General features: G+C 60.6%; 17 protein-coding genes. 2 read left to right on the plus strand and 15 right to left on the minus strand.

All coding sequences use genetic code 11. From position 1 onward, the window contains the following. Positions 1 to 4: 4 nt before the first annotated feature. The gene (locus tag M6F29_RS01485; RefSeq protein WP_298156831.1) at positions 5 to 889 is read left to right on the plus strand and encodes a lysophospholipid acyltransferase family protein; all 885 of its coding nucleotides are present in this window, start codon (positions 5 to 7) and stop codon (positions 887 to 889) included. Here the strand turns inward: M6F29_RS01485 and M6F29_RS01490 are convergent. Genes M6F29_RS01490 through secA form a run of 3 tightly spaced genes read right to left on the minus strand, consistent with a single transcriptional unit; the run spans position 886 to position 5,823 of the window. Beyond that, a complete protein-coding gene (locus M6F29_RS01490; RefSeq protein WP_298156833.1) occupies positions 886 to 1,869 on the minus strand; it encodes a Nudix family hydrolase in 984 nt (327 codons plus the stop codon). The two genes, M6F29_RS01485 and M6F29_RS01490, sit on opposite strands and share 4 nt — an antisense overlap. 3 nt (positions 1,870 to 1,872) lie before the next feature. Further along, positions 1,873 to 3,090 carry a bifunctional glutamate N-acetyltransferase/amino-acid acetyltransferase ArgJ gene (argJ, locus tag M6F29_RS01495; RefSeq protein WP_298156834.1) on the minus strand — a complete coding sequence of 406 codons (1,218 nt, stop codon included), beginning with the start codon at positions 3,088 to 3,090 and terminating at the stop codon, positions 1,873 to 1,875. Positions 3,091 to 3,099: 9 nt separating this feature from the next. Continuing rightward, positions 3,100 to 5,823, minus strand: a complete 2,724-nt coding sequence (secA, locus tag M6F29_RS01500) for a preprotein translocase subunit SecA (protein WP_298156836.1) — start codon at positions 5,821 to 5,823, stop codon at positions 3,100 to 3,102. A 108-nt stretch (positions 5,824 to 5,931) separates the two neighbouring features. On the opposite strand from secA, the gene M6F29_RS01505 reads away from it, so the two are divergent. After that, a complete protein-coding gene (locus M6F29_RS01505; RefSeq protein ID WP_298156839.1) occupies positions 5,932 to 6,372 on the plus strand; it encodes a hypothetical protein in 441 nt (146 codons plus the stop codon). Here the strand turns inward: M6F29_RS01505 and lpxC are convergent. The 12 genes from lpxC to M6F29_RS01565 all read right to left on the minus strand — a co-directional run. After that, positions 6,357 to 7,280 carry a UDP-3-O-acyl-N-acetylglucosamine deacetylase gene (gene lpxC / locus M6F29_RS01510; RefSeq protein WP_297479400.1) on the minus strand — a complete coding sequence of 308 codons (924 nt, stop codon included), beginning with the start codon at positions 7,278 to 7,280 and terminating at the stop codon, positions 6,357 to 6,359. The genes M6F29_RS01505 and lpxC overlap by 16 nt on opposite strands. Positions 7,281 to 7,307: 27 nt before the next feature. Then, positions 7,308 to 8,456 carry a cell division protein FtsZ gene (ftsZ, locus tag M6F29_RS01515; RefSeq protein ID WP_298156842.1) on the minus strand — a complete coding sequence of 383 codons (1,149 nt, stop codon included), beginning with the start codon at positions 8,454 to 8,456 and terminating at the stop codon, positions 7,308 to 7,310. Between the two features lie 39 nt (positions 8,457 to 8,495). Next, positions 8,496 to 9,740, minus strand: coding sequence for a cell division protein FtsA (gene ftsA / locus M6F29_RS01520; protein ID WP_297454853.1), 1,245 nt, complete (start codon positions 9,738 to 9,740; stop codon positions 8,496 to 8,498). Between the two features lie 3 nt (positions 9,741 to 9,743). Further along, positions 9,744 to 10,583 carry a cell division protein FtsQ/DivIB gene (locus M6F29_RS01525; protein ID WP_298156845.1) on the minus strand — a complete coding sequence of 280 codons (840 nt, stop codon included), beginning with the start codon at positions 10,581 to 10,583 and terminating at the stop codon, positions 9,744 to 9,746. Between the two features lie 22 nt (positions 10,584 to 10,605). After that, the gene (gene murB, locus M6F29_RS01530) at positions 10,606 to 11,514 is read right to left on the minus strand and encodes a UDP-N-acetylmuramate dehydrogenase (protein ID WP_298156848.1); all 909 of its coding nucleotides are present in this window, start codon (positions 11,512 to 11,514) and stop codon (positions 10,606 to 10,608) included. Continuing rightward, on the minus strand, positions 11,511 to 12,923 hold the full coding sequence (murC, locus tag M6F29_RS01535) for a UDP-N-acetylmuramate--L-alanine ligase (protein WP_298156850.1): 1,413 nt from the start codon (positions 12,921 to 12,923) through the stop codon (positions 11,511 to 11,513). The genes murB and murC overlap by 4 nt, the downstream gene beginning before the upstream one ends. Beyond that, positions 12,920 to 14,026: an undecaprenyldiphospho-muramoylpentapeptide beta-N-acetylglucosaminyltransferase gene (murG, locus tag M6F29_RS01540; protein WP_298156851.1), complete on the minus strand. Its 1,107-nt coding sequence runs from the start codon at positions 14,024 to 14,026 to the stop codon at positions 12,920 to 12,922. The genes murC and murG overlap by 4 nt, the downstream gene beginning before the upstream one ends. Next, positions 14,023 to 15,192 (minus strand): putative lipid II flippase FtsW, encoded by a 1,170-nt coding sequence (gene ftsW / locus M6F29_RS01545; RefSeq protein WP_298156853.1) that lies wholly within the window; start codon positions 15,190 to 15,192, stop codon positions 14,023 to 14,025. The genes murG and ftsW overlap by 4 nt, the downstream gene beginning before the upstream one ends. Continuing rightward, complete coding sequence (gene murD / locus M6F29_RS01550; RefSeq protein WP_298156854.1) at positions 15,189 to 16,589, minus strand: UDP-N-acetylmuramoyl-L-alanine--D-glutamate ligase; 1,401 nt, start codon at positions 16,587 to 16,589, stop codon at positions 15,189 to 15,191. The genes ftsW and murD overlap by 4 nt, the downstream gene beginning before the upstream one ends. A gap of 2 nt (positions 16,590 to 16,591) precedes the next feature. Further along, positions 16,592 to 17,677: a phospho-N-acetylmuramoyl-pentapeptide-transferase gene (gene mraY / locus M6F29_RS01555; RefSeq protein WP_297454833.1), complete on the minus strand. Its 1,086-nt coding sequence runs from the start codon at positions 17,675 to 17,677 to the stop codon at positions 16,592 to 16,594. 22 nt (positions 17,678 to 17,699) lie between these two features. Next, on the minus strand, positions 17,700 to 19,046 hold the full coding sequence (locus M6F29_RS01560; RefSeq protein ID WP_298156856.1) for a UDP-N-acetylmuramoyl-tripeptide--D-alanyl-D-alanine ligase: 1,347 nt from the start codon (positions 19,044 to 19,046) through the stop codon (positions 17,700 to 17,702). Further along, on the minus strand, positions 19,043 to 20,474 hold a 1,432-nt coding region (locus tag M6F29_RS01565; protein WP_298156858.1), incomplete at its 5' end, for a UDP-N-acetylmuramoyl-L-alanyl-D-glutamate--2,6-diaminopimelate ligase. The genes M6F29_RS01565 and M6F29_RS01560, both read right to left, overlap by 4 nt.

Here is a 20,474-nt window from a genome sequence, read left to right on the forward strand (position 1 = left end):
GCAAGTGGGAACCCGTCTGCTCCTGGGACTGCTCTGGCTGATCCATGGCCTCCCGCTACGCGTCATTGCGGCTCTGGCCGTCCCGCTCGGGTTTATTGCGGCACACGGGCGGGCCCGGCGCACCACTGCGATCAATCTGCATGCCTGTTTCCCCGAGATGTCCTACGCCCAGCGCCAACGCCTGACCCGCGCCCATCTCACCGCACTGATCCGCAGCGTCCTCGAACTGGGCATCCTGTGGTGGTCCCCTCCCGAGCGCATCCAACGCCTCGTGCGCTTCAAAAATGCCCACTATGCGCAGAACAGCGACCGCCCGGTGATCTGCCTGAGTCCGCACATGGTGGGCCTTGAAATGCAGGGCGCCCTGATCGGAATGCATTTTCGGGGGGTAGGATTTTTTACCCCCCACAAGGACCCGCTCATCGACCAGCACTTGCGTGCAGCCCGCGACCGCCTGGGCGACGTGCTCATGCTGGAACGAAAAAAAGGGTTGCGTCCCCTGATCCGGGCCATCCGGGATGGGCGGTTGCTTTATTTCCTGCCGGACATGGATTTTGGGGAAAGGGATTCGCTATTCGTCCCGTTTTTTGGCATTCCCGCAGCCACCGTGCCTACCTTGCCCTGGCTGGTGCGCCAGTGCAATGCCCGGGTCATCCCCTGTGCCTGCCACCGTCTGCCCGATCATGAAGGCTACGAGGTGGAGTTTTTCCCCCCCTGGGACGATTTTCCCAGTGCAGATCTGACCCAGGACCTTCAGCGCATGAATCGATTCATCGAAACGATGGCCCGCCAATATCCGGAAGAATACTACTGGAGCCATAAACGATTCCGCACACGCCCCTCCCCCGCCGAACCCCACTTCTATCGCTGGCCCCAGCCGCTGGATTAGGCCGCTCCCTGACCACAGAGATGCTGGGGAATCTTCTCCTCGCCCCAATCTTCCAGTCCACGCATCACGGCAATACCCTGGGCGCCCTGCCGTATGGCCCGGTTCAACGCAAGACCGTTGAGTCCTCCGATGGCATAGACGGGCAGGGCGGATTCCTGCCGCAGGGCCGAAAACCCGGACCATCCCAGAGGATGGTCAGCCGGGTGGGTCTGGGTGGGGCAGACCGGCCCCAATACTGCAAAGTCCACCCCCAGCCCCTGAGCCTGTTCCAGTTCGCCCCTGGAATGACAGGAAGCACCCACCCAGGGCAAGGTCGGACGGTCTTTCAAGATTCCCAGAAAACGGGCGGGCAGGTGAACGCCATCGGCACCTGTCCGCTGCGCCAGTTCCGGATCTCCATTGACCAGGATCCGGAGGGGCCAGGGTTGGGTGCGCTGCCGGATTCTCTGAACGAAGTCCGCGATCCGCTCAAGGGACCAGGATTTTTCGCGCACCTGGAGCAGGCGCAGACCACGCGCACACGCCTCACCGATCACCGTCAGCATGCGTTCCTCGCCCAAGTCCCAGGCTCGGGTCACGCCATAAACCGGCGGCAGGGACAGTGCAGAGATCAGGGGAATGTTGGCGGGCAGCAGGGCCAACCCTTCAGGCAGGATACCGGCGGGATCAAACCAGCCCAGGGTCTGAAATTCGCAAGGACGCGGTTCGCCCGCCCATGCCAGAACGCGAAAGAAACTCACCGCCACCCGGGCATGAGGATAATCGAACTGCCGGGTCATCCAGGGCGAGGCACAGTCCACCCGGATCCCCAACTCTTCTGAAAGTTCCCGGTCCAGCGCCTGGCGCAAGGTTTCGCCAGCCTCCACCTTTCCCCCCGGAAACTCCCAAAACCCGGCCATGGCCTTGCCCGGCGGACGCTGCGCCAACAGATAGTCACCCCGCCCATTCAACAGAATTCCGGCCACCACCGGAAGAACCACGGATCAACTCCGATAGTCGGCGTTGATACTGACGTATTCGTGGGACAGGTCACACGTCCAGACCCGTGCCGTGGCCGTACCTCGCCCCAGCACCACCCGAACGGTGATCTCGGGGCGCGCCATGACCCGCTGCCCTTCCTCTTCATGGTAACTGGAGGCCCGTCCCCCTCCTTCAGACACCAGAACTTCATCCAGGTACAAGCGGATTCCCTCGACGTCCAGATCCATGATCCCGGCATAGCCGATGGCGGCCAGAATTCGTCCGAGGTTGGGATCGCTGGCAAAGAAAGCCGTCTTGACCAGGGGAGAATGACTGATGGCATAGGCCACCTGCAAGCATTCGGCCTCATCCCGCCCGCCTTCGACCTGCACCGTGATGAACTTGGTGGCCCCTTCCCCGTCCCGGATGATCGCGTGCGCAAGTTCCAGCGCCAGGGCACTCACGGCTTCGAACAGTTGTTCGTACGCCGCCCCCGCCTGGACGATTTCCTCATTTCCCGCCTGTCCCGTGGCCATGACAAGAAAGGAATCATTGGTCGACGTGTCTCCATCCACCGTGATGCGGTTGAAGGTCCGGTCGGCCACATCGCGTGTCAGTTGCTGCAACAAGGGCGCCGAGATGCAGGCATCCGTGGCAATGAAACCCAACAGGGTGGCCATGTTGGGACGGATCATGCCAGCCCCCTTGGAAATACCGGTCAAAGTCACCGTCCGTCCCTGCAGCATCATTTGACGGGAAGCCGATTTGGGAAAGGTATCCGTGGTCATGATCGCACGGGCAGCCTCCTCCCAGGCGTCCGCCCTCAACTGGTCGATGGCAAGGGGAATTCCCGCCAGCAGGGGCTGCATGGGCAAACGTTCGAGGATGACTCCCGTCGAGAAGGGCAGGACGGCCTGGGCACTCAGTCCCAATCGGGCAGCCACTTCCGCACAGGTTCGAGCCGCATCTTCGCGTCCTGCCTGGCCGGTCCCGGCATTGGCGCATCCTGTATTGACGATCAAGGCCCGTGGCGCCATCTGGCTCAGGTGCTCACGACAGAGTTGAACGGGTGCGGCACAAAACCGGTTACGGGTAAATACTGCCCCCACCCGGGTCCCTTCGCTCAACGTCACCAGCAGCAAATCCAGTCGACCCGTCTTGCGAATGCCTGCCGCCACGGCCCCCAAGCCCACGCCCGCTACCGGGTGCAGCACCTTGTTTTCATTGACTTCAGTACCCATTCTCCGACCTCACAATCTACCGTGGCAATGCTTGTATTTCTTGCCCGACCCACAGGGACAGGGATCATTACGCCCCACCCGCATTCTCGCTTCCGCGGGGAGCGCCCGCATCTCGGGCGGTTCCGTCATCTCTTCGGGATCGCTCAGTGCCAGCGCACCATGTTGATAGCTGACCCGCCCCGGTTCGTCCTCTTCCACCACTCGCTCGGTCGCCTCCGCCACCGCTTCCGAGGTGGTGATTTCCACGCGGCAGAGCGCCCGGGTCACTTCGCGCTTGATGGCATCGAGCATCAGACCAAATAGTTCAAAAGCCTCTCGCTTGTATTCCTGCTTGGGGTTCTTCTGGGCGTAGCCGCGCAGATGTATTCCCTGACGCAAGTGATCGAGGGCGGCCAGGTGTTCGCGCCAATGGGAATCGAGAACCTGCAACATGACTGCCCGCTCGTAACCATGCCAAAGCCCCGGCTCGATGGGCGCAATCTTGTTTTGATAGGCCGTTTCCGCCATGCTCTGAATTCTGCCCAGCACTTGCGCGTCATTCAGGGTAGGCTCCGAACTCAACCAGTCCCGGATCGGACAATCCAGAGAAAATTCCCGCAACGCCTGTTGCAACCCCTCCATATCCCAGGCTTCCTCCGGCGCATCGGGCGGCAAGGCGCGCGCCACCTCGATGGCCAGCACATCCTGGCGCATGGCCCGGATGGTCGAGGCGATGTCCTGGGCCTCCAGCAATTCCTTGCGCTGACCGTAGATGACCTTGCGCTGGTCATTGGCCACATCATCGTATTCGAGCAACTGCTTGCGCACATCAAAATTGCGGGCTTCCACCTTGCGCTGGGCGTTTTCAATGGCACGGGTCACCCATGGATGTTCGATGGCTTCTCCCTCGGGCATCTTCAGTCGATCCATGATGGCGGCTACCCGATCGGAGGCAAAGATCTTCAACAGCGGATCTTCCAGAGACAGGTAGAAACGACTGGACCCCGGATCTCCCTGCCTTCCCGAACGTCCCCGCAACTGGTTGTCGATACGCCGGGACTCATGCCGTTCGGTTCCAATGATGTGCAGCCCCCCCAAACTCACCACCTGCTCATGCCGCACTTTCCACTCGTCCATCAGCAGAGCCTGCTTTTCCTGACGTTGTTCCGGCGTCAGATCGGGATCCTGCTCGATGCTTCGCTGGGCTTCCTCGGGGTTCCCGCCCAGCACGATATCCGTGCCCCGCCCTGCCATATTGGTCGCAATGGTGATCATGCCCGGTTGCCCCGCTTGCGCCACGATTTCGGCCTCCCGTGCGTGGTGTTTGGCATTCAGCACCTGGTGGGGCAATTTTTCCTGTTGCAACATACGGGAAACCAGTTCGGATGCCTCGATGGAGGTCGTCCCCACCAAAACCGGCTGACCACGTTGATGGCAGTCCCGCACGTCCGCCACGATGGCCTGAAACTTCTCCCGTCCACTGCGAAACACCTGGTCCATCCGGTCCTGTCGTCTGAGCACGCGGTGCGGCGGAATCAGAACGGTTTCCAGACCATAGATATGCTGGAACTCGAAGGCCTCGGTATCCGCAGTCCCCGTCATTCCCGCCAACTTCTCGTAGAGTCGGAAATAATTCTGGAAGGTGATGGAAGCCAGGGTTTGGGATTCATTCTGAATATCCACCCGTTCCTTGGCTTCAATGGCCTGATGGATCCCTTCAGACCAACGACGCCCCGGCATCATCCGCCCCGTGAATTCGTCCACGATCACGATTTCCCCGTTCTGGACCACGTAGTGCTGATCGCGATGGTACAGCGCGTGCGCACGCAATCCTGCGTATACATGATGCATGAGCAAAATATGGGCAGGATCGTACAGACTGGCCCCATCCGGCAACAGTCCGGCCTCACTCAACAGATTTTCCGCCCGCTCGTGGCCCTGCTCCGAAAGGGTGACCGAGTGCGCCTTGAGATCGACCCAATAATCGCCTTCCCCTTCCTCCGTGGCCTGCGGTTGCAATTCTGGAATCAACCGATCGATCCGCAGATACAGTTCGGTATTGTCTTCGGATTGCCCGGAAATGATCAGGGGGGTACGAGCCTCATCGATCAGGATCGAGTCCACCTCGTCCACAATGGCAAAATGGAGCGAACGCTGCACCCGCTCACCCACCTGGGACACCATGTTGTCGCGCAGGTAGTCGAAACCAAATTCATTGTTGGTCCCGTAGGTGATATCGGCGGCGTAGGCCGCCACCTTGTCGTCATGACTCATCTGGGACAGGTTGACCCCAACCGATAACCCCAGAAAGCGGTGAATACGCCCCATCCATTCCGCATCGCGGCGCGCCAGGTAATCGTTCACGGTAACCACGTGGACTCCCTTCCCCGTCAATGCATTGAGGTAGGCAGGTAGGGTGGAGACCAGGGTTTTCCCCTCTCCGGTACGCATTTCCGCGATCTTTCCGTAATGCAGCGCCAACCCCCCCAGAAGTTGCACGTCGAAATGGCGCATGCCCAGAACCCGGCGCGCAGCCTCTCGCACCACCGCAAAAGCCTCGGGCAAAAGGGCATCGAGTGTTTCCCCCGCCTTCAGTCGCTGACGAAAACGTTCGGTCGCCCCCTGAAGGGTCGCATCCTCCCATCCCTGTACGTCGTTCTCCAGCGCATTGATGCGCATGACGAGCTTGCGATATTGTTTGAGCAGACGTTCGTTACGACTGCCAAAAATCTTCTTGAGGACGGAGGTCAACATGGCGCGTGGGCAGACGATAAAACCATGATTCTACCAGAGTGTGAGACCAATTCAGGGTAAACTGACGGGGTTTGAGATGACTCTTTACCATCGGGTGCGTACCTCGCCATGCCTTTTCTGCCCCTGTCCCATCTTTTGAGCCAACAAGAGGGCCTGGCGCCTCATCTGCCGAAGATCGAGCAGGTCCGGGAACTGAATGGCCGTTTTCAGCGATGCCTTCCCCAGGAATTGAGAGAATTGGCCCACATCACCCGTCTGGAAGAAGACGGAGCCGTGCTCCGTGTCGAAACTTCCCTCAATGCGGTCGCCGCGCGCCTGCGGCAACTCGGTCCCTCGCTGGGGGCCGGACTGGGGCTCGCACGCCCCCCCGTGCTGAAAGTCACCCTGCGTCCCGTCGTGACCCGTCCGCCCCAATCCAGCGCGCAGAATCTCACTGTTCGTACCCTGCAGGAATTTGAAGACCTGGCCGGAACGCTGACGCCCTCCCCCCTGCAGAACGCCATTCACTCCCTCCTCCGCCAGCGCGGCCGACCTCAAAAAGACGGCTGAATCTGCGGCAGAGGTTCTATGAAGGAAGAAGGTGCCGGCTGTCCCGGGGCCAGGGTCACCCAGGTCCAGGCCGAACGTTGCGACCATAGGGCGCGTGCTGCCAGGTTATTCAACGCGTGTCCCGATTTGAAACCGGTGAACGAGCCGATCAGCGGATGCCCCAGCAGGTAAAGATCCCCCACCGCATCCAGTATCTTATGCCTCAGAAACTCATCGGCATAACGCAGGCCATCCGCGTTGAGCACCCGAAATTCGTCCATCACGATCGCATTGTCCATGCTCCCCCCCAGCGCGAGCCCCTGGTGACGCAGATACTCCACTTCACGCGTAAACCCGAAAGTCCGGGCCCGCGCCACCTCCCGAACGTAGGAGGTGTGCGTAAAATCGACAGTCACGGAGGACCCCGTCGCGGTAATGGCCGGATGATCGAAGTGCCCTTCGTAGGTGACACGAAACCCGTCATAAGGTTCGAAACGGGCCACCTTGTCGCCCTGCACCACTTCCACCGGTTCGAGAATCCGGATGTAACGACGCGGCGCAGACTGCTCCACCAACCCGGTGGATTGCAGCAAAAAGACGAAGGGCGCCGAACTTCCATCCAGGATGGGCACTTCGGGCCCTGAAATCTCCACCCGGGCATTGTCCACGCCCAAGCCAGCCAGCGCGGACATCAGATGTTCCACGGTGCTGACCTTGGCCTCGCCCTGTTCGATCAGGGTGGAAAGGCGGGTGTCCGTCACAAAATCCGCCAGAGCAGGAACCTCGGGCCGCCCCGGCAGATCGGTCCGAATGAAACGAATCCCCTGATCCACCCCCGCCGGACAGAGGTTGATTTCCACCTTGACGCCCGTGTGGAGTCCCACGCCGCTGGTCCGGACGGAAGACTTGAGTGTACGCTGTTGTCCCATGCTCCCAGTATAAACGGTTCTTTCCGACTAATCCGCCTGCTTCCGGAGAAAGGCGGGAATATCATAGAGATCCACACCATTTTCGCGCATGGCTTCCACCACATTGTGACTGTTGCGGGCCGTGCGAATCACAGAGGCGCCATCCTGCCCCAGGATCAGCGGCGCATTGTCCGTCCCCGTCCGGACCACCGTCAACGGCTTCTGCGCCCGCCGTGCACTCCCCCCCAATCCCGTCGCCACGATGGTGACCCGCAGTTCATCGCCCATCGTTTCATCGACCACGCTGCCAAAGATCACCGTCGCATCCTCCGCCGTAAAGGAACGGATCGTGTTCATGACATCGTGGACCTCCTTCAGTTTCATGCTGGCACTGGCCGTGATATTCACCAGCACGCCGCGCGCCCCGGTCAGGTTCACATCTTCCAGCAGGGGACTGGCAATGGCCTGTTGAGCCGCCATATTTGCCCGGTCGATGCCACCCACCTTGGCGGAGCCCATCATGGCTACCCCCATTTCCGACATGACCGTGCGCACGTCGGCAAAATCCACATTGACCATACCCGGACAATTGATCACCTCCGCAATCCCGGCCACTGCCCCCTGGAGGACATCGTTGGCGGCATGATAGGCTTCCAGCATGCTCACTTCATTCCCCAGCACCTGCAGCAATTTCTCGTTGGGAATGATGATCAGCGAATCGACATACTGGGACAACTGCTCGATCCCTTCGAGCGCCGACTTCATGCGCCGCCCCTCGAACTCGAAAGGTTTGGTCACCACGGCGACCGTCAGTATCCCCATTTCCCGGGCAATTTCAGCCACGATGGGCGCTGCCCCGGTCCCGGTCCCCCCTCCCATGCCTGCCGTGATGAAGAGCATGTCTGCACCGGACACCATTTCCGCGATCCGTTCCCGGTCTGCCAGGGCCGCCTGCCGTCCCACATCAGGGTTCGCCCCGGCGCCCAATCCCTTGGTCAGGGCTTCGCCCAGTTGCACCTGATGGGTCGCACGACTGCGTCGCAATGCCTGACTGTCGGTATTCATGGCAATGAACTCGACTCCGGACACCCCCTGCTCCACCATATGGGCCACGGCATTTCCCCCGCACCCCCCCACGCCGATCACCTTGATCACCGCATCCGACATCGGACATTCCTGAATTTCAAAGTTTGCCATGATTCACCTCTCTCCACAGATTGTACCCAACTCGATCACTCAAAATGAACTTTTGAACCAGTGCTTGATTCGTTCCCAGGAATACCCCAGCGTCAGAAGGCTGGATCGCCCCCCCTGCGCTTTCTGATGTTCCTCAAAGCCAAAAGCCAACAATCCCATGACCGTGGCAAACTGGGGCTTGCGCACGACATCCGCCAGCGGTCCGCGATAAAAAGGCACCCCCAGCCGCACCGGAACATGAAAAATCTCCTCCCCCAATTCCAGCATTCCCTCCATGGCACTACTGCCCCCCGTCAGTACCACTCCGGAGGGAATCAGGTCCAACTGCCGACTGGTGCGCAGTTCAGTCAGCACCAGTGAAAACATTTCTTCCACCCGCGGTTCGATCACCTCCACCAAAGTCTGGCGCGCCATCTGGCGCATTCCCCGTTCTCCCACGCCGGGTACGGCCACCTTCTGATCGCCTTCCACCAGTTGGCGCAAGGCACACCCCTGCTGAATCTTGATTTCTTCTGCGGCCGCCAGGGGAGTGCGCAAAGCCATGGCAATGTCGCTGGTGATCTGGTCTCCGCCCAGGGGAATCACTGCGGTGTGACGAATGGCTCCCTTGACAAACACCGCGATATCCGTGGTCCCCCCACCGATGTCCACCAGGCAGACCCCCAGATCCTTTTCATCGTGAGTCACCACAGACCGGGCAGAGGCCAGGGGCTGCAGGATCAAATCACTCACCTCCAGCCCACAACGCCGGATACAGCGCATGATGTTCTGGGTGGCAGAGACCGATCCCGTGATGATGTGCACGCGCACCTCCATCCGCAATCCACTCATTCCCACCGGTTCGCGCACATCTTCCTGTCCGTCGATGATGAATTCCTGGGTCAGGACATGCAACACCTGTTCGTCGTTGGGAATATTGACCGCTCGCGCCGTTTCCAGGACCCGTTCCACATCTCCCGGGGTCACTTCCTTGTTCTGGATCGCCACCATCCCATGACTGTTCTTGCTTCTGACATGACTTCCCGCAATTCCGGTGATGACCTCCCTGATTTTGACATTGGCCATCAATTCGGCCTCTTCCAGCACGCGCTGAATGGATTGAACGGCCAATTCGATATCCACGACCACGCCACGGCGCAACCCTTTGGAAGGCACTTGTCCAAATCCAATGATTTCGTAGGCCGTTCCCTCAGGATTGATTTCAGCCACCACCGCAACAATCTTCGAGGTACCCACGTCCAGTGCCACGATCAGAGAACGGTTTTCACGATGTGTCGTCAACATTGCTCAGTCCTCTTTTGACCCGGTTCCCGGACCGCGCACCGCAAAGCCATTGGCATAACGCAAATCCACGCTGCCTCCCGCGGGAATCACGCCATTCTGATGCAATTCGGGCCAGACCTTCAAAAAGCGTTGCCAGCCTGCGCCATCGGGTTCACGCCCCAACAACCAATGCGAACCGTCATCCAGCGTCAACGTCCAGGCCCCCCGCTCGCTCAGTGCCATCCCTTCCACATACCGCCCCAGCGGTTTGAGATCGCGGTTGAATCTGTTCCAGGCCTGAAGCATTTCCGGACCCGCCTCACGCGGTCCCACAAAATGAGGCAATTCCCCCAGATAATCCGCCACAAAGGGCTCACCGAAAATATTGAGCAGCCCCTCATCCCCCCAATAAGCGGCGGGGATTTGTTCCTCCACCTGAACTTCCAGGGCATTGGGCCAGATCCTGTGCAAATGAACCGCGCGCACCCAGGGGATGGTTTTCAATTCTGCTGCTGCCGCCGCCAGGTCCACCGTGAAGAAATTCCCCTTAACCCGTTGTGCGGCCTTGGCGACCAACGCCGGGTCGACCTGATGCAGGTTTCCATGAATCACCGTGTGCTGAATCTGAAAAAAGGGTCGATGAATCACCCACTGCAGGCTCAGTTTCACCCCCACGACAAGGGACAGCAGAAGGCACACAGCCACCCCACTTCGCCAGTGAGCACCCAACCAACGCCAGCATCGCTCCGGAAAACCCGGCGTTTCCGATGGAGAATGCCGTCGGGACACGCCTTGCCGACCAGAGTGCCTCAACTCGCTTTTTGCTCCCGAGCGCTTATCCCAGGAAATACCACTTACAGCCACCTCGTTCTCCTCATTTCCCGTTTCATGCCCTTTCTCCCACGATGCGCACTTCCGGATGCAGGCACACCCCCTTTTCTGCCAGAATCCGGGACTGTATCTCCGCCATCAGTGTTTCTATATCCGCTGCCGTTGCCTGCCCCCGATTGACAATGAAATTGGCATGTTTCCGGGAGACCTCCGCCCCGCCGATACGTTTTCCCTTGAGGCCACAACCTTCGATGAGACGCGCTGCGTAATCCCCTGGCGGATTGCGAAATACCGAGCCGGCATTGGGCAACTCCAGGGGTTGTTCGGCCACCCGCTGCGCCAGCAAGGAGCGGATACGCGTCCTGGCCGTTTCGGAATCCCCCGCCGGGAAACGCAACAACACGGATAAAAACCATTCTTCCGGGCCGAACCGGCATTCCGCCCGGAGATTCACGGAACGGTAGCCAATGTCATAGTCACCGGGTGTTCGCCAGCGCAGCACGCCCTGGCGATCCACGGTTTCCACCTGGTGTACGTAGTTCCAGATCTCGGCGCCATAGCATCCCGCATTCATGGCCAGCACCCCCCCCATCGTGCCCGGTATCCCGGCCAGAAACTCCGCGCCCCCGCATCCGGCGCGAGCCGCCAGGCGAGCCACTTTAGGCGCAGGGACGCCGGCTTCGATCCTCAGGCAACCTTCTTCCCACTTTACTTCCTTCAATGCCCCATGCATCTGGATCACGGTTGCATCGATCCCCCCTTCCCTCACCAGCAGATTACTGCCCAACCCGAGCAAAAACAGGGTCTCCTGCGCTGGCCGGGCACACAGAAACTCCAAAAAATCCTCACGGTGACGGGGCCGGTAGAATTGACGGGCCCTTCCCCCGGCACGCCAACTGACGTGCTGGTTCATGGGTTCGTTCCGCCGCAATTCACCTCGGGCCACCTGATGTGCCGGCATCATGTGTGCGATCCTCCACCCAGTCGTTCACACAACTGTCCGGGGAGCTGGCTGATATTTCCTGCGCCCATGGTAATCACCACGTCCCCGGCGCGTACCCGTTCCAGCACCCGGTCCCCCATGACGTCCATCCCCTCGGCCACCACAACGTCCTTCTGCGCCAGAGCCTGGGCCAGTGCCAGGGAATCCACCCCCGGAAGGGGCGTCTCGCCCGCCGCATAAACCGGGGCCAGAACGACCTGCTCGACTCCCCCCAGCACCCGCACGAACTCTGAAAAACGATCACGGGTGCGGGTATAACGATGGGGTTGAAAAGCCAGCACCAGTCGCCGCCCTGGGAAAACCCCCCGTGCCGCCTCCAGAGTGGCGGCCATTTCTGCCGGATGATGCCCATAGTCGTCCACCAGGGTAATGAACCCCCCTTGCGGCAGGGGCAGATCGCCATAGCGTTGAAAACGCCGCCCCACGCCCTTGAAGGAGGCAAGTGCACGCACAATGGCCGGATAGGCGGCATTCACTTCAATGGCCACCGCAATGGCTGCCAAGGCATTCAGGACATTATGTCGCCCCGGCAAAGCCAGAGTCACCTCCAGGCGACGTTCCAGGATACCGTCCCGGGCCAGGCGCAGTTCCACCCCAAAACGCATCCCCCCGGCCTCGGCGCGCACATCCACGGCCCGGATCTGTGCCTCCGGACCAAATCCATACGTCCGCACGGGCCGCCCCACCTGTCCCACCAGGGCGCGCACGACGGGATCCTCCAGACAAAGCACAGCCAGCCCATAGAAGGGCAAATGCTCGAGGAACCTCAGGAAAGCCGCCTGCAACTGACCAAAGTCATGGTCGTAACTTTCCATGTGGTCCTGGTCGATATTGGTGACCACCGCCATGACCGGTTGCAACAGCAGAAAGGAACCGTCGGACTCATCGGCTTCCACCACCATGAATTCACCGGTTCCCAATGCTGCATGGGTACCAGCACTATTCAACTTTCCCCCGATCACAAAAGTGGGGTCCAACCCCGCTTCGGACAAAATGCTGGCCACCAGACTGGTGGTCGTGGTTTTGCCATGGGTCCCGGCCACGGCAATCCCCTTGCGCAAACGCATCAGTTCAGCCAGCATGAGCGCACGCGGCACCACGGGAATCTGAGCCGCCCGCGCCGCTTTCAGTTCCGGATTGTCCGGCAGGACGGCGGTCGAAGTGACCACCACATCGGCCCCCTCGATGTGCCCCGCCTCATGTCCCAGCCAGACCCGGGCACCCAGCCCGGCGAGACGACGAGTGGCCGGATTCTGGAGGGCATCGCTCCCGGTCACTTCGTACCCCAGATTGAGCAGGACTTCGGCGATGCCGCTCATGCCTGCGCCGCCGATCCCTACAAAATGCACGTGTTGAATCCGGTGTCTCATCCTGCCATCTCCTCGCAGACCTGGCTCAAACGCGCCACTGCCGTCCCCTGATAGAGGCGACGAGCCGCCTCAGCCATGCCCAGCAACAGGAGACGGGTCTGCCCCTGCAACCACTGCGCCAGAGCGGCGGCTTCCAGTTGGGTCTGAGGCCATAAACGGGCAGCCCCCGCACGCTCCAGAAAACGTGCATTGACCGTCTGGTGATCATCCACTGCCGCCGGATAAGGCACCAATACGCTCCCCACGCCAGCGGCCGTCAATTCGGCCAAAGTCAGGGCACCCGCCCGACAAATCACCAGATCACACTCGGCGTAAGCCGCCGCCATATCTTCGATGAAGGGACGCAAATCGCCCTGTACACCCATTTCCCGGTAACTGGCTTCCAATTCGGCCTGGTGGCGCGCCCCCCCCTGATGCACCACAGTGGGACGCACTGCCTGGGGAATCAAGGCCAGGGCACGCGGAACCCACTGATTCAGGGCCTGGGCCCCCTGACTGCCGCCCAGCACCAGCAACCTCAGGTTTCCCTGGCGTGGCGCAAAACGCAGACGGGGTTCAGGCAAGTCGGCAATCCCACGCCGCACCGGATTGCCCACCGTCTCCACTCCCTTGGGGCAACCCAGCCAGGGCGTCAAGGGATGCGCCGACGGCTGCCGGAAGGAATCCGGAAACCCTTCGAAAACCTTTTGGGCCAGACGCCCCAGGAGTCGGTTGGTCAAACCCGCCACCGCATTCTGTTCGTGAATGATCAGAGGCAGGCGCAGTAAGACTGCTGCCAGCCCCCCCGGCAAGGCCACATAACCACCGAACCCGACAACCACATGGGGACGCTGACGCAAAATGACCCCCATGCTCTGGAAAATGGCCCGCGCCACCATGAAAGGAGCCCACAGGCGCCGCCCCCACCCCTTGCCTCGCACCCCGCCCATCGCAACGGTTTCCAGAGGAAAGCCGGATGCGCCGACCCACTGCCTCTCCATCCCCTGTGCCGTGCCAAGCCAGACCACGCGCCACCCCTGTATCCGCAACTGTTCTGCCAGCGCCAGGGCCGGAAAAACATGCCCCCCGGTGCCCCCTGCCATGATCAATGCGCAACGGCTCATCGGGAACCTCCGCGTCGCATCATTTTCTGACGAGTCTCGTAGTCGATGCGCAAGAGCACGGCCAGCGTCACCACATTGGCCACGATCCCGCTCCCCCCGTAACTGAGCAGGGGCAAGGTCAACCCCTTGGTGGGCAGAAGCCCCATATTGACCCCCATGTTGACCAAACTCTGAAGCGCGAACCATACCCCCACGCCTTGCGCCAGCAAGGCTTCGAAATAACGCTCCATCGAGGCCGCACGACGCCCGATGGCAAAACTTCGCGCGATCAGGAAGGAGAACAGGCCCAACGTCACCAGCACCCCCAGAAAACCCAGTTCTTCGGCAATCACCGCCATCAGGAAATCGGTATGCGCCTCGGGCAGGTAGAGTTGTTTTTCCACGCTGGCCCCCAGCCCCAATCCCCACAGTCCTCCATGCCCAAAGGCGATCAACGCATGTGTCAACTGATAACCCTTGCCAAAAGGATCTGCCCAGGGATTCCAGAACCAGATCAGCCGGTTGAAACGATAGGGCGAAAGAACGATCAGCAGGGCAAAGGCAATGGCCAGCAGGACCATCAGAAAGACAAACCATTTGCCGTCGAATCCCCCCAGGAAAAGTATCGCACCTGCAACCCCGATCATCACCACGAAGGCGCCAAAGTCGGGTTCCTTGAGCAGGAGCAACCCCACCAGGAACATCACGATCAACATGGGCAGGAAGACTTTCTTGAGGTCATGCATGACAGCGGCCTTGCGCGCCGTGTAATCCGCCGCATAAACCAGCACAAAAAACTTCATGAACTCCGATGGCTGCACATTAAATCCCAGGAAGGACAGCCAACGCCGACTGCCATTGACTTCCTTGCCCAGACCGGGAACCAGCACCAGCAGCAACCCCAGCGCACCCACCCCGAACAGCGGGAGTGCGTATCGTTTCCAGCGTTCCAGGGGCACCTGAAAGGCTGCCCACCCCGCCAGAAGGGCGACGCCCACGTACAGAGACTGACGAAAAAAGAAATACGTGGAGTGAAACCCCAGGTGACGGTCGGCTTCCGCGCTGGCGATGGAGGCCGAATACACCATGACCATCCCGAACGCCAGCAAGGTCATGATGGTCCACAGGAGCGGCAGGTCAAACTCGGACTGTTCCGCATTTCCGGGCGGGATATTGAAACGCTTCATCGTCGTTTTTCCTCCCCATGCCGAGCCAGGGCATGTACCGCCGTACAGAAAACGTCCGCGCGGTGGAGGTAGTTGTGAAACATGTCAAAACTCGCACAGGCCGGAGACATCAGTACGCTCTCTCCCGGACGCGCCAGAGCGAAGGCCCGCTCCACGGCATCCTGCATGTCGGTCGCAAAGACACGCGAAACGGCCAGTCCTTCGAGCGCCTCATCGATCCGTGCGCCATCCCTTCCAATCAAAACTACCGCTCGGGCATGAGTCGCCACTGCCGGACGCAAGGGGGAGAAATCCTGGCCCTTGCCATCCCCGCCGGCAATCAATACCACTGGCGCATCCACCCCCTTCAAGGCGGCCACGGTGGCCCCCACGTTGGTGCCCTTCGAGTCATCGAAGAAACGTACCCCCGCCACGTCCGCCACCCATTCCACGCGGTGCGGCAACCCCCGAAATTCCCTGATGGCGTTCAGCATGGCCGGTTCCGCCCAACCCAGGGCCTGCCCCATGGCCAACGCCGCCAATACATTGGCCACGTTGTGTTCCCCCCACAAGGGCACTTCGGAACGACGCAGAACCCGGCGATTGCCCTGTACCAGCCAGCGTTCCCCGTTTTGCAGGACAACACCCCAATCCCGCGCATTGACAGGGGCATCCAGGCCGAAAGTGGGGGTTTCAGCGGAAATCATGGCCTTCACCAAGGCATCTTCCCGATTCCCCACCGGGTGTTCGCACCCCTGATAGATGCGTGCCTTCGCCGCAGCGTAGGTAGCCATGTCCGGATAACGATCCATGTGGTCCTCGCTCACATTCAGGACCACGGCACTGTCCGGGTCCAGTGAAGCAAGGGTCTCCAGTTGGAAACTGGACAATTCCAGCACCAGCACTTCGGGCCATGGCGAGTCCATCAGGACCTCCAGCAAGGGAACGCCAATATTTCCTGCCACTGTGGTGCGCAAGCCCTGGGCCCGCGCCAGATCGCCCAACAGGGAGACCACCGTACTTTTCCCGTTGGCTCCGGTCACCGCCAGAATTTTGGGGCGCCGGGGATGTCGCGCCAACACCCGGGCCGCCACCTCCACGTCGCCCAGAAAAGGCATCCCACGCGTACGCCACCCATGAATCAGGGGATCATCCAGCGCGACGCCAGGACTGACGACCACCCAATCCGTCGCCTGGAACAGACCATCCTGCCAGGGACCGCCCAGGAACGCCACGCCCGGATACGTTTCTTCCAGAATCTGACGATGGGGCGGCTGGACGCGCGTATCCGCCACGCGTACGTCATACCCTTGCCGCATCAACCAGCGCACGGCAGCCCATCCCGTGTCGCCCAGTCCCAGAACCAGGACCCGGTGTCCCGCGGGCATCGAAGAGTGGTGTAAAAGGGGTTCCGTCATGATCAGCGAATCTTGAGGGTGGAAAGGCCAGCCAGGACCAATACGGTAGTAATGATCCAGAAACGCACCACCACCTGGTTTTCTTTCCAGCCCTTCAGTTCAAAATGATGATGGATGGGCGCCATACGAAAAATACGCGTACCCGTCAATTTGAAGGATACCACCTGCAACACCACCGACAGGGTTTCCAGCACGAACACCCCTCCCATCACGAACAACACGATTTCCTGTCGCACGATCACCGCCACCAACCCCAAAGCCCCCCCCAACGCCAGGGCGCCCACATCCCCCATGAAAACCTCGGCCGGATAGGCATTGAACCACAGGAACCCCAGCCCCGCACCCGTCATGGCGGCACAGAAGATCACCAGTTCACCGGCCCCCGGAATGCTGGGAAAACCCAGATAGCCCGCAAACACCTTGTTTCCGGCCACGTAGGCAAATATGGCCAAGGCCCCCGAAATCATGGCGGTGGGAAGTATGGCCAGGCCATCCAGACCATCGGTCAGATTGACGGCATTGCTGGTACCCACAATGACAAAATAGGTCAGGATCACGAACCCCAACCCACCCAGGGGTAAGGCCACCGTCTTGAAAAAGGGTACGATGAGTTCGGTTTCCGCCGGGGTGGTCGCCATGCGCAGCAAAGCGACTGATACGACCACCGCAATGAGGGATTGCCAGAAATACTTGGCTTTGGCGGACAGTCCCTTGGGATTGCGATGGACCACTTTACGGTAGTCGTCCACCCAACCCACGGCGCCATAGCCCAGTAGAGTCAGCAAGACCAGCCAGATGTAACGATTGGTCAAATCAGCCCAGAGTACCGTTGTCACGGAAATCGCCACCAGAATCAGGGCACCGCCCATGGTCGGCGTGCCACTTTTGACCAGATGGGTCTGAGGCCCGTCGCTGCGTACCGCTTGACCGATCTTGTACGCCGTCAACTGGCGAATCATGGCGGGACCAAACAGGAATGACATCCCCAGAGAGGTCAGAGTCGCCAACACGGCCCGGAGAGTCAGGTACTCGAATACGTGAAACCCCCTCACGCCGGCTGCCAACCAGTGGGTCAATGCCAGTAACATGGGCCATTTTCCTGATGAATATTCATTGAACCAATCCTTCGACGATCGCTTCCATCCCCATGAAACGCGACCCCTTGACCAATACCACCGTATCCGCATTCAGTTGGGGACGAAGCACCTGAATCAGATGCTGGGCATCCGTTTCATGCCGTGCAGAGGATCCGAATGCCAAACTGGCTTCCCGTGCCAGATTCCCCAGGCTATAGAATTCATCGATCCCCAAAGTACGCGCCAACCGCCCCACTTCAGCATGGAGCGCGGGCCCCTCGGGTCCCAGTTCGCCCAGATCCCCCAGTACAAAAACCCGCCGCCCCGGACGCTGGGCCAAAACTTCCAGGGCCGCTTGCACCGAATCCGGGTTGGCATTATAGGTATCATCCAGAACGAGTGCCCCCAAAGGAGAAAAACGACTTTGCAAACGCCCCGGCATACCGGAAAAACTTTCCAGACCACGCTGCACGGCCCTCATGTCCACCCCCAGAGCCAAGGCGGACGCTGCGGCTGCCAAGGCATTTTCCTGGTTATGTCGCCCAGGAACTTGCAGACGCACTCTCACGGATTCCGCTGGCCCACGAATGCACAGCACGCCACGGTCCGATTCCCCGCGTACGCTCGCACCCTCTTCAAAACCAAAGGTCACTATTTCGTGTGAAGTTGCCGCACTTCGCAGCAACGCGCCCTGAGGCCCGTTTTCCGGAAGAACGGCCACGCCCCGGGCGCCCAACCCCTCAAATATTTCTCCCTTGGCCCGCGCAATCTCCGCCAACGAACCCAGGTGCCCCAAGTGGGCACGCTGTACATTGGTGATCACAGCCACATCCGGTTCGGTGATCCGGGTCAACCGGGCAATTTCACCGGCATGATTCATGCCCATCTCGATGACGGCCCAGCGGTGTTCGGGACGCAGGGCCAACAAGGTCAGCGGCAACCCGATCTCGTTATTGAAATTGCCCGGCGTTGCCCATACGGCCTGTGCGCCCGCGGGATCAAAAGCAGCGAGAATGGCGGCCACCATTTCCTTGACGGTGGTCTTGCCATTACTTCCCGTCACTGCCACCGTGCGTGGATCAAACTGCCGACGCCGGGCGTGGGCCAATCGCGCCAATGCCGCGCGGGTCGAATCCGTCCGCCAGCAGCAGTCCCAATCCTGCACGGCGGGTACATCGCGCTCGACGATGGCCCCTGCTACGCCCCGGGCTCGCACCTCCCCCAGAAAGTCGTGACCATCAAAAAACTCACCCTTGAGGGCAATGAACAAATCTCCCGGTCCGCAGTTCCGACTGTCGGTACTGACCCGCAACACTTCCGGATTACTGCCCCTGGGAACGCCTCCCAGGAGCCGAACCACCTCGTGCCAGGTCCAGTTCATGAACGATCCTCCAGCCATGCCTGTACGATCCCTGCGTCACTGAAGGGCCGTGCCTCACCCTGTGCCAGAATCTGCACCGTTTCGTGCCCCTTTCCCGCAATCAGCACGACGTCCCCCGAACGGGCTGCCGCCAGCACACTCCGAATGGCTTTGGCCCGATCTTCCTCGATGAGGAAGGCAGGAGACTCCATCCCTTTTTCGATCTGCCGGAGGATATGACGGGGATCCTCATCGCGCGGGTTGTCGCTGGTCAGAACGACACGCTCTGCCCCCTGCTCTGCCACACGTCCCATCAACGGTCGTTTGCCCGCGTCCCGCCCCCCCCCGCAACCGAACACCACCCACAGCCTTCCACCGCGCGCCACCCGACTGCGCAGAGTTTTCAGTGCGTGACCCAGCGCATCTGGCGTATGGGCGTAATCCACCACGATCCAGGGATGAACGCCTCCCCCAAAACCCTGCATGCGCCCTGCCGGAGCCACCAGGCGCGCGCTGGATTCTGCCAGAGCCGCCAGGGGAATTCCCTCCAGCAAGGCCGCGCCCAACACGGCGAGCAAATTGGACAAGTTATAGTCCCCCAGAATGGGGGCCTCGATATGCGCTTTTCCCCAGGGGCTGGCCAGTTCAAAACTCACGCCCCGAGGGGTCCAATGGACGGAACCGGCCTCCAGTCGATCGATCGCCAGGTCCGCTGGCGCCGTTTTGCATGTGTAACCGATCACCCTGTCCGCAGCCCCTTCTTGCGGGTAAAGCATTTTCGCGAAAGGATCATCCAGATTGAGCAAGGCATAGTTGAGGGCAAAGTCGTGAAACAGGCGTGCCTTGGCTTCGCCATAGGCCGCCAATGTCCCGTGGTAATCCAGGTGATCCCGGGTCAAATTAGTAAAAATCGCCCCACGGAAGGTGACTCCAGCCACTCGCTCCTGCGCCAGCGCGTGGGAGGACACTTCCATGACGCAATGCTGCGCGCCCTGGTCCCGTACCCGCGCCAACCACGCCTGCAACTGGATGGGGTCGGGGGTCGTATGGGTCGAGGGCACCAGTTTTCCCGGAAAGCCGTTTCCCAGCGTACCGATCACCGCGCAGGAACCTCCCTGACATTCCAGCAGTTGCGCCAACCAGTGGCTGCAGGTGGTTTTTCCATTGGTCCCGGTCACCCCGATGACCCGCAGCGAGCGGGAAGGATGTCCCCACTGCTGTCCTGCCAGCGCGCTGATCCGGCCCCGCAATCCCGGTACGGGACGATGGGGGACCGACCATCCTTCCATCCATTCAAAATGGTCGCTTTCCCACAGCACATTGGCCGCGCCGCGCGCAATCGCCTCCGGAATATAACGCCGCCCATCCTGAACTTCTCCGGGATACGCCACAAAAGTCACCCCGGGTCGGACCAGCCGGCTGTCCGAGCACAGATCCAGGCAACGCATT

Origin of the sequence: Ferrovum sp. (assembly GCF_027317285.1) — a bacterium.
Lineage (GTDB): Bacteria > Pseudomonadota > Gammaproteobacteria > Burkholderiales > Ferrovaceae > Ferrovum.

Coding starts and splice junctions, on each gene's coding strand:
- argJ (WP_298156834.1), bottom strand. CDS start 3,090: ATGGGTACTGAAGTCAATGAAAACAAGGTGCTGCACCCGGTAGCGGGC.
- secA (WP_298156836.1), bottom strand. CDS start 5,823: ATGTTGACCTCCGTCCTCAAGAAGATTTTTGGCAGTCGTAACGAACGT.
- M6F29_RS01505 (WP_298156839.1), top strand. CDS start 5,932: ATGCCTTTTCTGCCCCTGTCCCATCTTTTGAGCCAACAAGAGGGCCTG.
- lpxC (WP_297479400.1), bottom strand. CDS start 7,280: ATGGGACAACAGCGTACACTCAAGTCTTCCGTCCGGACCAGCGGCGTG.
- ftsZ (WP_298156842.1), bottom strand. CDS start 8,456: ATGGCAAACTTTGAAATTCAGGAATGTCCGATGTCGGATGCGGTGATC.
- ftsA (WP_297454853.1), bottom strand. CDS start 9,740: ATGTTGACGACACATCGTGAAAACCGTTCTCTGATCGTGGCACTGGAC.
- murB (WP_298156848.1), bottom strand. CDS start 11,514: ATGATGCCGGCACATCAGGTGGCCCGAGGTGAATTGCGGCGGAACGAA.
- murC (WP_298156850.1), bottom strand. CDS start 12,923: ATGAGACACCGGATTCAACACGTGCATTTTGTAGGGATCGGCGGCGCA.
- murG (WP_298156851.1), bottom strand. CDS start 14,026: ATGAGCCGTTGCGCATTGATCATGGCAGGGGGCACCGGGGGGCATGTT.
- ftsW (WP_298156853.1), bottom strand. CDS start 15,192: ATGAAGCGTTTCAATATCCCGCCCGGAAATGCGGAACAGTCCGAGTTT.
- murD (WP_298156854.1), bottom strand. CDS start 16,589: ATGACGGAACCCCTTTTACACCACTCTTCGATGCCCGCGGGACACCGG.
- mraY (WP_297454833.1), bottom strand. CDS start 17,677: ATGTTACTGGCATTGACCCACTGGTTGGCAGCCGGCGTGAGGGGGTTT.
- M6F29_RS01560 (WP_298156856.1), bottom strand. CDS start 19,046: ATGAACTGGACCTGGCACGAGGTGGTTCGGCTCCTGGGAGGCGTTCCC.